The following is a 14071-nucleotide window of genomic DNA, read 5'->3' on the forward strand; positions in this document are numbered from 1 at the left end:
ACCGGACGGCGTCAGCGGGCCATGATGAGGCTCATCGCCTCATTGCGCGTCGCCGCGTCCCGCAACTGACCGCGCACGGCCGAGGTGAGGGTCTTCGCGCCGGGCTTGCGGATGCCGCGCATCGACATGCACATGTGCTCGCACTCGATGACGACGATCACCCCGCGCGGCTCCAGGATCTCCATCAGCGAGTCCGCGATCTGCGTGGTGAGTCGTTCCTGCACCTGCGGGCGGCGCGCATAGACGTCCACGAGCCGGGCCAACTTGGACAGCCCGGTGATCTTGCCGCTGGTGGACGGGATGTAGCCGACGTGCGCCACCCCACGAAACGGCACCAGATGATGCTCACAGGTGCTGTACACCTCGATGTCCTTCACCAGCACCATCTCGTCGTGCCCGATGTCGAACGTCGTCGTCAGCACGTCCTCGGGCTTCTGCCACAGCCCCGCGAATATCTCCTTGTACGCCCGCGCCACCCGCGCCGGCGTCTCCCGGAGGCCCTCCCGGTCGGGGTCCTCGCCGACCGCGATCAGCAGTTCGCGAACGGCGTTCTCGGCCCGCTTCTCGTCGAACTCGCCGATCTGGCCCTCGCCGTCCAGCGTCACGGGGTCGGTCATGTGGTGCCTCGTTCCTGTGCCTTCACGCGTGGGGACACGCGCCTCATCTGCGGATACACAAAAGTGCCGCGCCCCCCAGGCTAGAACCAGGGGGGCGCGGCATCCATTCCGGGCCCGGTGGGGCCGTCCGGAGAGCGGTGGTCAGCTCTCGGGGCGGTCCTCCGGGGCTCGCTCCGGCGTCGCGGAGGGCTCCGTGGCGGTGCTCTTCGCGGTGGTGATCGCCGGCGTCGCGCCGTTGGCCCCGTTCGTCAGTGCGAGCTCCTTGGGGGAGAGCACCGGCGGGCGGGTGGACGGCGTACGGCGGGAGGAACCGGTCCAGGCGGGCCGCGGCGGGCGTTTGACGACCGGGGCGAAGATCTCGGCGATCTCCTCCTTGCCCAGCGTCTCCTTCTCGAGGAGAGCGAGGACGAGGTTGTCGAGGACGTCGCGGTTCTCGACCAGGATCTCCCAGGCCTCGTTGTGCGCGGTCTCGATGAGCTTCTTGACCTCTTCGTCGACGAGGGCCGCGACCTCTTCCGAGTAGTCGCGCTGGTGAGCCATCTCACGTCCGAGGAACGGCTCGGTGTTGTCGCCGCCGAACTTGATCGCACCGAGGCGCTCGGTCATGCCGTACTGCGTGACCATCGCGCGGGCCAGGTTGGTGGCCTTCTCGATGTCGTTGGCGGCACCCGTCGTCGGGTCGTGGAAGACGAGCTCCTCGGCCGCGCGGCCACCGAGCATGTAGGCCAGCTGGTCCAGCATCTCGTTGCGCGTGGTCGAGTACTTGTCCTCGTCCGGGAGCACCATCGTGTAGCCGAGGGCACGGCCTCTCGACAGGATCGTGATCTTGTGGACGGGGTCGGAGTTCGGCGAGGCCGCCGCGACCAGGGCGTGACCGCCCTCGTGGTACGCGGTGATCTTCTTCTCCTTGTCCGACATGATCCGAGTCCGCTTCTGCGGGCCCGCGACCACACGGTCGATCGCCTCGTCCAGCATGTGGTTGTCGATCAGCTTCTTGTCGCTGCGGGCCGTGAGCAGCGCGGCCTCGTTCAGCACGTTGGCCAGATCGGCACCGGTCATGCCGGGTGTGCGGCGGGCGACCGCCGACAGGTCGACGTCGGGGGCGACCGGCTTGCCCTTCTGGTGGACCTTGAGGATCTCCAGACGGCCCTGCATGTCCGGGCGGTCGACCGCGATCTGGCGGTCGAAGCGGCCGGGCCGCAGGAGGGCCGGGTCGAGGATGTCGGGGCGGTTCGTCGCGGCGATGAGGATCACGCCGCCCTTGACGTCGAAGCCGTCCATCTCGACGAGCAGCTGGTTCAGGGTCTGCTCGCGCTCGTCGTGACCGCCGCCGAGGCCGGCGCCGCGGTGGCGGCCGACCGCGTCGATCTCGTCGACGAAGACGATCGCCGGGGCGTTCGCCTTGGCCTGCTCGAACAGGTCACGGACTCGGGAGGCACCGACACCGACGAACATCTCGACGAAGTCGGAACCGGAGATCGAGTAGAACGGGACGCCCGCCTCGCCCGCGACGGCACGCGCGAGCAGGGTCTTACCGGTGCCGGGAGGCCCGTAGAGCAGCACGCCCTTGGGGATCTTGGCGCCGACGGCCTGGAACTTCGCCGGTTCCTGGAGGAACTCCTTGATCTCCTGGAGTTCCTCGACGGCCTCGTCCGAGCCCGCGACGTCCGAGAACGTCGTCTTCGGGGTGTCCTTGGTGATGAGCTTCGCCTTGGACTTCCCGAAGTTCATGACGCGGGAGCCGCCGCCCTGCATCTGGTTCATCAGGAACAGGAAGACGACCACGATGAGGACGAAGGGCAGCAGGGACAGCAGAATGCCGACGAACGGGTTCTGCTTGGACGGCGAAACCGTGTAGCCGTCCGGGATCTGCTCGCTCTGGAACTTGTTCTGCAGGGTGCTGGCGATGTCCTCGCCCTGGTTGCCGATGTAGCTCGCCTGGATCTTCGAGCTGCCTTCGACCTTTTCACCGTCCTTGAGCTGGACCTTGATGGTCTGCTCGTCGCCGGTGGTCAGCTTGGCCGACTCGACCCTGTTCTGGTTGATCGCCTGGACGACCTGGCCCGTGTCCACCGTCTTGTAGCCGCCGGACGAGCCGACGACCTGCATCAACACGACCACGGCAAGGACGGCCAGCACGATCCACATGACCGGCCCACGGAAGTATCGCTTCACGTCCATCCATACGGAGCGGTGCCGCCCCGTCCCTCCTGCCATAGTGAGTTTGATAAAGGCTGTTCTTCGGACGGTACCCCAGCATTGTCACCTGAAGCCGCATGGGACGGCTGGCGATCCCGCCTACGCATGCTCCAACGGCGCAAGACCCGCTGGGGTTCCCGATCACCGGTACGACGCCCCGGCCGGGGTTCAGCCGCCGTAGACGTGGGGCGCGAGAGTACCGACGAACGGGAGGTTGCGGTACTTCTCGGCGTAGTCGAGGCCGTAGCCGACGACGAACTCGTTGGGGATGTCGAAGCCGACCCATTCCACGTCGATGGCGACCTTTGCGGCCTCGGGCTTGCGCAGCAGCGTGCACACCTTGAGGGATGCGGGCTCGCGCGAGCCGAGGTTGGAGATCAGCCAGGACAGGGTCAGGCCGGAGTCGATGATGTCCTCGACGATGAGGACGTGCTTGCCCTTGATGTCGGTGTCGAGGTCCTTGAGGATCCGCACCACACCGGAGGACTGGGTGCCCGCCCCGTACGAGGATACGGCCATCCAGTCCATGGTGACGGGGGTGGACAGCGCCCGGGCGAGGTCGGCCATGACCATCACCGCGCCCTTGAGGACGCCGACGAGGAGCAGGTCCTTGCCCTCGTACTCCGCGTCGATCTTCGCGGCCAGCTCGGCCAGCTTGGCGTCGATCTCTTCCTTGGTGATGAGCACCTGCTTGAGGTCGGCACCCATGTCTTTCGCGTCCACCCGCATCACTTTCGGTCGTCCCACCGGCTGCCCACCCCCGAAGGGGTGGGACAAGGATTCGGCCCTGCCGATTCGGCTCGCCGATTCAGCCTTGCCGAATCACCAGTCTGCCACCCTGCCGCCGGGCGACGACTTTGCCGGGGAGGTTGATGGCGCCCTGGCCGCGCCAGCCGGTGATCAGCCGGTCGACTTCCTCGATGTGGCGGGCGAACAGCGCACCGGCCGGGGCGCCCGCCTCGATGGCGGCGCGGCGCAGGATGCGGCGGCGTACGGCGGGCGGCAGGGCGTACAGCTTGGCGCACTCCAGGAGGCCGGCGGCGTCGCGGACGGTGGCCTCGGCCTGGGCGGCCCACGCGTCGAGGGCGTCGGCGTCGTCGCGGGAGAGCTGGGCGGTGCGGGCGAGGGCTTCGACGACGCCCTTGCCGAGGGCCTTCTCCAGGGCGGGCAGGCCTTCATGGCGCAGGCGGGATCTGGTGTAGGCCGGGTCGGCGTTGTGGGGGTCGTCCCAGACGGGCAGGGACTGGACCATGCAGGCCTTGCGGGCGGTCTGCCGGTCGAGCTGGAGGAAGGGGCGCCGGTAGCGGCCGCCGGTCCCCGAGACCGCGGCCATGCCGGACAGGGAGCGGATGCCGGAGCCGCGGGCGAGGCCGAGCAGGACGGTTTCGGCCTGGTCGTCGCGGGTGTGGCCGAGCAGGACGGCGGCGGCGCCGTGGCGTTCGGCGACGGTGTCGAGGGCGGCGTAGCGGGCGTCGCGGGCGGCGGCCTCGGGGCCTCCTTCACGGCCGACGGTGACGGCGACGGACTCGACCGGGTCGAGGCCGAGTTCGCGCAGGCGCAGGACGACTTCCTCGGCGCGCAGGCCGGAGCCGGGCTGGAGGCCGTGGTCGACGGTCACGCCGCCGGCGCGGATGCCGAGCTTGGGCGCTTCGAAGGCGAGGGCGGAGGCGAGCGCCATGGAGTCGGCGCCGCCGGAGCATGCCACGAGCACGAGCGGCGGGGACGGCAGCTCGTGCGGGGTCTGGTGCGTGCTGTTGTGTCCGCTGCGCCGGGCGGTGGGGCGCGCGGAAGTGTGAGCCGTCGCGTGCGCGGGCTCGTGAGTGGCGCTGCTGCGTTCGATGAGGATGTCGTGGAGGACGCGGCGGACCGCCAGGCGTATCGCCGCGACCGCAGGATGGGGACCCATGTCCGGTGCCCTTCATGAAGTTTTCGGGGGTGAGCCCGAACTCTGTCACTCAGAGTGTGTAGATGGTGACAGAAACGGGCCGTTCCCCGAGCATTGCACGCTTACCCTTCGCTCACGGTCCCTCGGACGGGTGATTGGAGGGGCGTTCGCCTGCCGTCGGCCGGATTCGTTTCACGACTTCCCCACCGTGTTCACGCCTCGGGCTTGCGGTGCACCCGCGCGATCCAGTCCGCCGGTTTGGCGATCTCCGACTTGGTGGGGAGGGTGTTGGGTGAGGTCCACACGCGGTTGAAGCCGTCCATGCCGGCCTCGTCGACGACGGCCCGGACGAAGCGTTCGCCGTCCCGGTACTGCCGGAGTTTGGCGTCCAGGCCGAGCAGCTTGCGCAGGGCCATGTCCAGGCGGGAGGCGCCCTTGGCACGGCGCTGCTGGAACTTCTCGCGGATCTCCGCGACGGTCGGCACGACCTGCGGTCCGACGCCGTCCATCACGAAGTCGGCGTGGCCCTCCAGCAGGGACATCACGGCGGTGAGGCGGCCCAGGATCTCCCGCTGGGCGGGGGTCTGCACGATCTCGACCAGGGAACGTCCGCCGTCGTCCTCCTCGCCCTCGGGGCGGCCGCCGGCGAGGGACTGGGCGGCCTCCCGGATGCGTTCCAGGACGGTCATGGGGTCGACGTCGGTCTCCCCCAGGAACGACTGGATTTCGCCCTCCAGGTGGTCGCGCAGCCAGGGCACGGCGGTGAACTGGGTGCGGTGCGTCTCCTCGTGCAGGGCGACCCAGAGGCGGAAGTCGTGGGGCTCGACGTCGAGTTCGCGCTCGACGTGCACGATGTTGGGGGCGACCAGCAGCAGGCGGCCGCCGCCGTTCTCCCCGGCCGGGAACTCGCGGGTGGCCGGGGCGAAGGTCTCGTACTGGCCGAGGACGCGGGAAGCGAGGAAGGACAGCAGCATCCCGAGTTCCACGCCGGTGACCTTGCCGCCGACGGCGCCGAGGACCGCGCCGCCGGGGGTGTTGCCGCGCCGCTCCTGCATCTTCTCCAGCAGCGGCCGGAGGATCTCCCGGAAGCCGGCGACGTTCGCCCGGATCCAGCCGGGGCGGTCGACGACCAGGACGGGAGTGTCGTGGCCCTCTTCGGTGGCCAGACCGGTGAAGCCCCGGACGTGTTCCTCCGCGGCTTTGGCGTGCCGGCGCAGTTCCGCGACGACGGCGCGGGCCTCCTCGCGGCTGACGTCGGGGCCCGGCCGTACGAGCCGGGTCGCGGTCGCGACCGCGAGATTCCAGTCGACCATGCCGGATGAGGCAGCGCCACCGATGCTCGTCATGTGTCAACCGTACGTGAGCGCTGCGGTTGGGGGCAGGCCGTGGAGGTCGGCGGGGGTGGGCGCTGGCCGGCAGGTGCTCGGCGCCGCGGGCCGTGCCCGCCTCCCCCATCGCCCCAGGTCTACCGGCAGCCGCAGCTCGCCAGGGCCGTCGCCGCCTTGTCCAGTGTCGTCTGGGCCGTGTTCGCGTCGGTCGTGTTCGTGGCCAGGAAGGCGAAGGCCAGCAGGCGGCCGTTGCGGTCGACGACCGTGCCCGCCAGGGAATTGATGCCCGTCAGGGTGCCGGTCTTGGCGCGGACGACGCCGGCCGCTCCGTCGGTGTAGCGGCTGGTGAGGGTGCCGGTGAAGCCGGCGACGGGGAGGCCGGTGAGGACGGGGCGGAGGTCGGGGTGGTCGGGGTCGGCGGCCGTCACGAGCAGGGCGGTGAGGAGGTCCGCCGTCAGGCGGTCGGCGCGGTCGAGGCCGCTGCCGTCCTTGAAGGCGGCGCCCTGCACGGGCAGGCCCAGTTTCGCCAGCTGGGCGCCGATCGCCTGGCCCGCACCGGCGAAGTCGGCCCGCTTGCCCGTCGCGATCGCCGTCTGGCGGGCGAGGGCCTCGGCGATGTCGTTGTCGCTGTTGGTCAGCATGCGTTCGACGAGGGCGGAGAGCGGGGGTGAGGAGACCGTGGCGAGGGTCTCCGCGCGGGTGGTCGCCTTCGACGGGCCCGGGGCCTCGACCTTGATGCCGCGGTCCCCGAGGAAGTCGCCGAACGTGCGTGCGGCGTCCGCCGCCGGGTCGGGCACGCGCGGGGCCGGGCCGCTCGTGGAGTCGTTCGTGCGGGCCTCGTCGGCCATCAGGGCGGTGACGAGGGCGAGGTTGTCGTTGACCCCGATCGGGTGCCTTTCGGAGCCGGCGTAGAGGGTCTTGTCGTACGAGAGGGCGACCTCGCGGATGCCGCGTTTCGTCAGGGCCTGGGCCGTGCTGTCAGCCAGGGCGCGCAGGCTCGCCGAGTCGCCGGGGTCCTTGCGGGCGCTGAGGGTCGGGTCGCCGCCGCCGACCAGGACGACCTCCTTGGTGTCGGGTTCGAGGACGGCGCGGGTGGTGAGGCGGTGGTCCGCGCCCAGGGCCGACAGGGCGGCGACCGCCGTGGCGATCTTCGTCGTGGAGGCGGGGGTGAGCGCGGTGCCGGTCGCTGTGCCGTACAGCCGCTTTCCGGTGGCCACGTCGACCACGGCGGCGGCGTTGCGGGTGCCGAGCGCCGGGGCCTTCAGGAGGGGGTTCAGGACGTCCGCGAGGGCCTTGCCGTCCGGGGCCGCTTGGACGGCGGTGGCGGTGCCGCCGAGGCCGGCCAGCACGGCGGCGGCGCTGGGGGCGGGCTGCGGGGCGGTGGGCCGCACGGCAGGCGTACGGCCGTGATCTGTGCCACGCGCGCGTTCCTGGGCGGTGGCCCGGTCCCGCTCGGCCGTACGCTGACCCGAGGAGTCCCAGGGACCGGCGGCGGTCACCACCCCGGCGGCCAGCGCCAGCCCGGCGGTTGCGGCGCCGGCGGTGTACTGCCAGGTCCGCATCGCCTGGTGGGTGACCTGCGGTTTCACGGCCCGCGTGAGCCGCGTGACCGGTGGTTTCGCGGCCGCCGCGGCGCGGGTCAGGTGCGGTCGTAGGCTGTCCGCGGCCCGTGCCAGACGTGGTCGTACGGCGCCCGCGACCCGCACCATGTGCGGCCTCGCGGACCGCCAAGGCCTCAGCTCTGGCACGACCACCAGCCCCTTTCGCGATCACACACCTGCGTGAGGGACACTTAACCACCAGAACTATGTGCTGATCATGGAGGAGCCACCGGTGGAGTTCGACGTCACGATCGAGATCCCGAAGGGTTCGCGCAACAAGTACGAGGTGGACCACGAGACGGGTCGGATTCGCCTGGACCGGCACCTCTTCACCTCGACGGTCTACCCGGCCGACTACGGCTTCATCGAGGGCACCCTCGGTGAGGACGGCGACCCGCTGGACGCGCTGGTCATCCTGGACGAACCGACGTTCCCCGGCGTCCTGGTCAAGTGCCGCGCCGTCGGCATGTTCCGCATGCGGGACGAGGCCGGCGGCGACGACAAGGTGCTGTGCGTGCCGGCGGCCGACCCGCGGATGGAGCACCTGCGCGACATCCACCACGTCGCCGAGTTCGACCGCCTGGAGATCCAGCACTTCTTCGAGGTCTACAAGGACCTGGAGCCGGGCAAGTCGGTCGAGGGCGCCAACTGGGTGGGCCGCACCGACGCCGAGGCCGAGATCGAGCGGTCCTACAAGCGCTTCAAGGAGCAGGGCGGTCACTGACACCTCTGAGGCCTCTGTGGGCCCCGTAGTGTCCACGGGCCGCACGCATGCGCGTGCGGCCCGTTCGTCCGTCTGTGCGCATACTTGTGCGCATACGCAGGCTTACGGACGGTGTCGTACAGGGAGCGCTACGCAGTGACGGACGCGGAGGACCGCAAGCCGCAGTCGGACGAGGCGAGGAGCGTGTACCCGCCCATGCCGCCCGCCGGGGCCGCCGGGGCCGCGGCCCCGGCGGCGGCACCGGTCGACAACGAGTCGTCGACGACGTCCGAGTTCGCGATCCCCGAGGGGCTGGCCGTGCCCCGGGCCGGTACGGAGTCCGAGGCGACGTCGGAGTTCGCCCTGCCGGACGGGCTCGATGTGCCGGTGGTGCCGGCCGCCGAGCCGGAGGGGTCGGCGTTCAGTCCGCCGAGCACGTACAGCGCCAGGCAGGCCCCGCCCGCGTTCACCCCGCCGAGCGGGATACCGGTGGTCAGCCTCACCAAGGACGTGCCCTGGCAGGACCGGATGCGCACGATGCTGCGCATGCCGGTGGCCGAGCGGCCGGCGCCGGAGCGGGTGCAGAAGGTCGAGGACGAGGGTCCGGCCGTTCCGCGCGTGCTCGACCTGACGTTGCGTATCGGAGAACTGCTGCTGGCGGGCGGCGAGGGCGCCGAGGACGTGGAGGCGGCGATGTTCGCCGTCTGCCGGTCGTACGGCCTGGACCGGTGCGAGCCCAACGTCACGTTCACGCTGCTGTCGATCTCGTACCAGCCGTCGCTGGTCGACGACCCGGTGACGGCGTCCCGTACGGTGCGCCGCCGGGGCACCGACTACACGCGGCTGGCGGCCGTGTTCCGGTTGGTGGACGACCTCAGCGACCCGGAGACGGCGGTCTCCCTGGAGGAGGCCTACCGGCGGCTCGCGGAGATCCGCCGCAACCGGCACCCGTATCCCGGCTGGGCGCTGACCACGGCGAGCGGGCTGTTGGCGGGCGCGGCGTCCGTGCTCGTCGGCGGTGACGTGATCGTGTTCGTCGCGGCCGCGCTCGGCGCGATGCTCGGCGACCGGCTGGCGTGGCTGTGCGCGGGGCGCGGGCTGCCGGAGTTCTACCAGTTCACGGTGGCCGCGATGCCGCCGGCCGCGATCGGGGTCGCGCTGACGCTCGCGCACGTCGACGTGAAGGCGTCCGCCGTCATCACCGGTGGGCTGTTCGCGCTGCTGCCCGGGCGGGCGCTGGTGGCGGGCGTGCAGGACGGGCTGACCGGCTTCTACATCACCGCCTCCGCGCGTCTGCTGGAGGTCCTGTACTTCTTCGTCGGCATCGTCGCCGGTGTGCTGGTGGTGCTGTACTTCGGTGTGCAGCTGGGCGCCAATCTCAACCCCGACGCGGCGCTCGGCAACTCCGATGATCCGCTCGTGCAGATCGGGGCGTCGATGCTGCTGTCGCTGACCTTCGCGGTGCTGTTGCAGCAGGAGAAGTCCACCGTGTTGTGGGTGACGCTCAACGGGGGTGTCGCGTGGGTGGTGTACGGGGCGATGCACTACGCCGGGGAGATCTCGCCGGTGGCCTCCACGGCGGCCGCGGCGGGACTGGTCGGGTTGTTCGGGCAGTTGCTGTCGCGGTACCGGTTCGCCTCCGCGCTGCCGTACACGACCGCGGCGATCGGGCCTTTGCTGCCGGGTTCCGCTACGTACTTCGGGCTGCTCGCGATCGCGCAGAACGAGGTTGATGCGGGGTTGGTGTCTCTGACCAAGGCGGTGGCGCTGGCGATGGCCATCGCCATCGGGGTCAACCTCGGTTCGGAGATCTCTCGGATGTTCCTGCGGATCGGGTCCGCCGAGAAGCGGAGGGCCGCGAAGCGGACCCGGGGGTTCTGAGCGCGGGGTGCCTACGAGCTCGGCGTGTTCCGGTCGTTGGCGGCCGCGGGTTGTGTGTGGTTGATCGCGCCCGCACGGCGGAGCCGCATGTCGATGCAGCCCCGCGCCCCTTGAGGGCCGGCTCAGTAGCCGCCGTTGTACGGGTACTGGCCGCCCTGCTGGCCGTAGCCCTGGCTCTGGCCCTGGTTCTGGGGGTACTGGCCGTAGTACTGCTGGTCGTAGCCGCCCTGGTTGCTGTACGGGGGCTGCGGGTGCTGCGGGGGCGGCTGCTCGTTCGGGGTGATGCGGCGGAGCTGGGTCGTCGCGTCGTCCATGAGCGGGGGGTGGGGCTGGTGCTGGACCGCCGGGGGCTCGGCTGCCGCGCGCTTCTTCTTGGAGCGGTCGCGCAGGTACTCGACGATGATCGGGACCACAGAGAGGAAGACGATCAGGATGAGGATCGCCTCGACGTTCTTCTTGATGAAGTCGATCTGGCCGAGCCAGTAGCCGGCGACCGTGACACCCGTGCCCCAGGCGATGCCGCCGATGATGTTGTACGTGAAGAACGTGCGGTACCTCATGCGGCCGGCGCCCGCCACGATCGGGGCGAACGTACGCACGATCGGGACGAAGCGGGCCAGGACGATCGCCTTGGGGCCGTACTTCTCCATGAACTCGTGGGCCTTGTCCAGGTTCTCCTGTTTGAAGAGCTTGGAGTTCGGCCGGTTGAAGAGCTTCGGGCCGAGGAACTTGCCGATCATGTAGCCGACTTGGTCGCCGAGGACGGCGGCGATCACGATCAGCGTGCACACCAGCCACAGCGGCTGGCTGATGTAGTTCCCCTCGGCCACGAAGAGGCCCGCCGTGAACAGCAGGGAGTCGCCGGGCAGGAACGCGAAGAGGCCGGACTCGGCGAAGACGATCAGCAGGATGCCGGGCAGGCTGAAGGTCGAGATCAGGTAGTCCGGGCTGAGCCACTCGGGGCCGAGCGCAAGCGTGGTCACGGGGATGTGGCTCCTGCTGCTGGGGGGACGGGCTGGGGCTGGCTGCCCAAATTATCAACGCAGCCGCCGGCTCCCAGGTTCCATGGGGGTACCCAGGATGCACTGTGGCTCCCCTGGGGGAAAGCTGAGGGGCATGAGCATCGACGAATACGGCGGCGGCCAGGGCCCCGAGCCCGACGTGCTGGTGGTCACCACGAACGACATCCCCGGCTACCGGGTCGAGAAGGTGATCGGGGAGGTGTTCGGGCTGACCGTGCGCTCCCGGCACATCGGCAGCAAAGGCGCCGGGCTGAAGTCCGTGGTCGGCGGGGAGTTGCGCGGGCTCACCAAGACGCTCGTGCAGACCCGCCACCAGGCCATGGAACGGCTCGTCGAGCAGGCACGCGCGCGTGGCGCCAACGGGGTGCTCGCGTTCCGCTTCGACGTGACGGACGCGGCGGACGTGGGCACCGAGGTGTGCGCGTACGGCACGGCGGTGGTCCTGGCCCGGGAGTGACCTTCACAGGGCAGCCCGGGCCAGGGTGCTACGAGGTGTGGCGGGCGGCATTGGCGAGGATCGCCTCGCGCTGGTAGGCGGCGAGACCGGGCTTGGCCTTGTCGATGGTGCGGGTGAACCGCTCGTCCGCGACGTACATCTCGCCCAGGCCGGTGTGCATGTCGTACCCGCAGTCGTAGTGGCTGCGGGAAATCCACTGACGGTGCTCCTCGGCGGCCTTCATCGCCGCCTCGGAGTCCGCGGGCTCGCCGGCCTCCATGAGGGCTACGAAGCGGCGCGTGATCTCGTCGGCCTCGCGCTGGATCCGCAGCCAGTCCTCCTTGGTGTAGGAGGTGGCCCGCTGCCGGGACTGCCGGTAGGCGTCGGTGTCGCCCCAGCGTTCCCGCACCTCGTCCTCGTACTGGTCCGGGTCGAAGTCCCCGAACACCTCGAACTTTTCTTCGGGGGTGAGATTGATGCCCATCTTGCGTGCCTCCATGGCGTGCTCCACGGCCTCGGCCATCTTCTGCAGCTTCTCGATCCGGGCGGTCAGCAGTTCGTGCTGGCGGCGCAGGTGTGCGCGCGGGTCCGCGTCCGGGTCGTCGAGCAGGGCCGCGACCTCGTCGAGCGGGAAGCCGAGCTCCCGGTAGAACAGGATCTGCTGCAGCCGGTCGAGGTCGGCGTCGCTGTAGCGCCGGTGGCCCGCGTGGCTGCGCTCGCTGGGGACGAGCAGGCCGATGGCGTCGTAGTGGTGCAAAGTGCGCACCGTCACGCCGGCGAAGTCCGCGACCTGTCCCACTGAGTAGCTCACTTCCGCTCCCTTCCTCTTACGCACTCCACGGTGAGCCCTTACGCGACGTGAGGTGCAAGCCCGGCTGCCCGGACCTACGGTCGTAGGCATGCCGCTGCACAAAGGTCCCGAAGAGTCCGACAAGCCCTTGTTGTCCGTCAACCCCTTCTATGGCGAGGCCGACCCCGTCGGCGGCATGACCGAGGCCCCGCCCAAGCACCGGCTGCCCGATGCTCCCCTGCCGCCCGCGACGGCGTACCAGCTCGTGCACGACGAGCTGATGCTGGACGGCAACGCCCGGCTGAATCTGGCCACCTTCGTCACCACCTGGATGGAGCCGCAGGCCGGGGTGCTGATGGCGGAGTGCCGGGACAAGAACATGATCGACAAGGACGAGTATCCGCGCACGGCCGAGCTGGAGCGGCGGTGTGTGGCGATGCTCGCCGATCTGTGGAACGCGCCGGATCCGGCGGCGGCCGTGGGCTGTTCGACGACCGGGTCGAGCGAGGCGTGCATGCTCGCCGGGATGGCGCTGAAGCGGCGGTGGGCGCGGCGGAACGCCGACCGGTATCCGGGCGCGCGCCCCAACCTCGTCATGGGCGTCAACGTCCAGGTGTGCTGGGAGAAGTTCTGCGCCTTCTGGGAGGTGGAGGCCCGTCAGGTACCCATGGAGGGCGACCGGTTCCACCTGGATCCGCAGGCGGCGGCCGAGCTGTGCGACGAGAACACCATCGGGGTCGTCGGGATCCTCGGCTCGACCTTCGACGGGTCGTACGAGCCGATCGCCGAGCTGTGCGCGGCGCTGGACGCGCTGCAGGAGCGGACCGGTCTGGACATCCCCGTGCACGTCGACGGGGCGTCCGGCGCCATGGTCGCGCCCTTCCTCGACGAGGACCTGGTGTGGGACTTCCGGCTGCCGAGGGTCGCCTCCATCAACACCTCGGGGCACAAGTACGGGCTGGTCTACCCGGGGGTGGGATGGGCGTTGTGGCGGGACCAGGAGGCGCTTCCCGAGGAACTCGTCTTCCGGGTGAACTACCTGGGCGGGGACATGCCGACCTTCGCGCTCAACTTCTCCCGGCCGGGCGCGCAGGTCGTGGCGCAGTACTACACGTTCCTGCGGCTCGGCCGGGACGGCTTCCGGGCCGTGCAGCAGGCCGCGCGGGACGTGGCCCGGGACCTGGCCGAACGGGTCGAGGCGCTCGGTGACTTCCGGCTGCTGACCCGGGGCGACCAGTTGCCGGTGTTCGCCTTCACGACCGCGCCGGACGTGACGGCGTACGACGTCTTCGACGTCTCGCGGCGGCTGCGGGAGAGCGGCTGGCTGGTGCCCGCGTACACCTTCCCGCCGCACCGGGAGGACCTCGCCGTGCTGCGGGTGGTGTGCCGCAACGGCTTCTCGGCCGACCTGGCGGAGCTGTTCGTGGAGGACCTGGCCCGGCTGCTGCCTCAGCTGCGCCGGCAGCCGCGTCCGCTGACCGGGGACAGGGACGCGGCCACCGGCTTCCACCACTAGACGAGTAGTTCCGATGTGGCTCAGTGGTCGTAGGCGATCAGTGACCTGGTGATGGGTGCGCCGATGGTGCGGTTGTGCCAGATCGCGCAGGTC

At 70.2% G+C, this 14071-nt stretch carries 12 protein-coding genes; 4 read left to right on the forward strand and 8 right to left on the reverse strand.

Annotation, left to right across the window (positions count from 1 at the left end; all coding sequences use genetic code 11):
* Positions 1-11 precede the first annotated feature (11 nt).
* The 6 genes from folE to dacB all read right to left on the reverse strand — a co-directional run bounded on the left by folE (position 12) and on the right by dacB (position 7738).
* On the reverse strand, positions 12-617 hold the full coding sequence (folE, locus tag ACYVMZ_RS34190; RefSeq protein ID WP_461086716.1) for a GTP cyclohydrolase I FolE: 606 nt from the start codon (positions 615-617) through the stop codon (positions 12-14).
* Between the two features lie 141 nt (positions 618-758).
* Positions 759-2798 carry an ATP-dependent zinc metalloprotease FtsH gene (ftsH, locus tag ACYVMZ_RS34195; protein ID WP_461086740.1) on the reverse strand — a complete coding sequence of 680 codons (2040 nt, stop codon included), beginning with the start codon at positions 2796-2798 and terminating at the stop codon, positions 759-761.
* Between the two features lie 186 nt (positions 2799-2984).
* Positions 2985-3545 (reverse strand): hypoxanthine phosphoribosyltransferase, encoded by a 561-nt coding sequence (gene hpt, locus ACYVMZ_RS34200; RefSeq protein WP_365668585.1) that lies wholly within the window; start codon positions 3543-3545, stop codon positions 2985-2987.
* Between the two features lie 79 nt (positions 3546-3624).
* Positions 3625-4722, reverse strand: coding sequence for a tRNA lysidine(34) synthetase TilS (gene tilS, locus ACYVMZ_RS34205; RefSeq protein WP_461086718.1), 1098 nt, complete (start codon positions 4720-4722; stop codon positions 3625-3627).
* A 191-nt stretch (positions 4723-4913) separates the two neighbouring features.
* Complete coding sequence (locus ACYVMZ_RS34210) at positions 4914-6047, reverse strand: zinc-dependent metalloprotease (protein WP_461086720.1); 1134 nt, start codon at positions 6045-6047, stop codon at positions 4914-4916.
* 119 nt (positions 6048-6166) lie between these two features.
* The gene (gene dacB / locus ACYVMZ_RS34215; RefSeq protein WP_461086742.1) at positions 6167-7738 is read right to left on the reverse strand and encodes a D-alanyl-D-alanine carboxypeptidase/D-alanyl-D-alanine endopeptidase; all 1572 of its coding nucleotides are present in this window, start codon (positions 7736-7738) and stop codon (positions 6167-6169) included.
* A 124-nt stretch (positions 7739-7862) separates the two neighbouring features.
* On the opposite strand from dacB, the gene ACYVMZ_RS34220 reads away from it, so the two are divergent.
* Both ACYVMZ_RS34220 and ACYVMZ_RS34225 read left to right on the forward strand, forming a co-directional pair.
* Entirely contained in the window at positions 7863-8354 is a 492-nt protein-coding gene (locus ACYVMZ_RS34220) for an inorganic diphosphatase (RefSeq protein WP_461086722.1), read from the forward strand.
* A gap of 135 nt (positions 8355-8489) precedes the next feature.
* Entirely contained in the window at positions 8490-10214 is a 1725-nt protein-coding gene (locus ACYVMZ_RS34225) for a threonine/serine exporter family protein (protein ID WP_461086724.1), read from the forward strand.
* 122 nt (positions 10215-10336) lie between these two features.
* On the opposite strand, the gene ACYVMZ_RS34230 is transcribed toward ACYVMZ_RS34225, so the two are convergent.
* The gene (locus tag ACYVMZ_RS34230) at positions 10337-11197 is read right to left on the reverse strand and encodes a DedA family protein (RefSeq protein ID WP_461086726.1); all 861 of its coding nucleotides are present in this window, start codon (positions 11195-11197) and stop codon (positions 10337-10339) included.
* Positions 11198-11330: 133 nt separating this feature from the next.
* Between ACYVMZ_RS34230 and ACYVMZ_RS34235 the strand changes: the two genes are divergently transcribed.
* Positions 11331-11693, forward strand: a complete 363-nt coding sequence (locus tag ACYVMZ_RS34235; RefSeq protein WP_461086728.1) for a YbjQ family protein — start codon at positions 11331-11333, stop codon at positions 11691-11693.
* Between the two features lie 28 nt (positions 11694-11721).
* Here the strand turns inward: ACYVMZ_RS34235 and ACYVMZ_RS34240 are convergent, their stop codons facing one another.
* Complete coding sequence (locus ACYVMZ_RS34240; RefSeq protein WP_461086730.1) at positions 11722-12483, reverse strand: MerR family transcriptional regulator; 762 nt, start codon at positions 12481-12483, stop codon at positions 11722-11724.
* Positions 12484-12571: 88 nt separating this feature from the next.
* Here ACYVMZ_RS34240 and ACYVMZ_RS34245 point away from each other — a divergent pair, with 88 nt between their 5' ends.
* Complete coding sequence (locus tag ACYVMZ_RS34245; RefSeq protein WP_461086732.1) at positions 12572-13978, forward strand: glutamate decarboxylase; 1407 nt, start codon at positions 12572-12574, stop codon at positions 13976-13978.
* Positions 13979-14071 lie beyond the last annotated feature (93 nt).

The organism is Streptomyces deserti, from assembly GCF_054782695.1.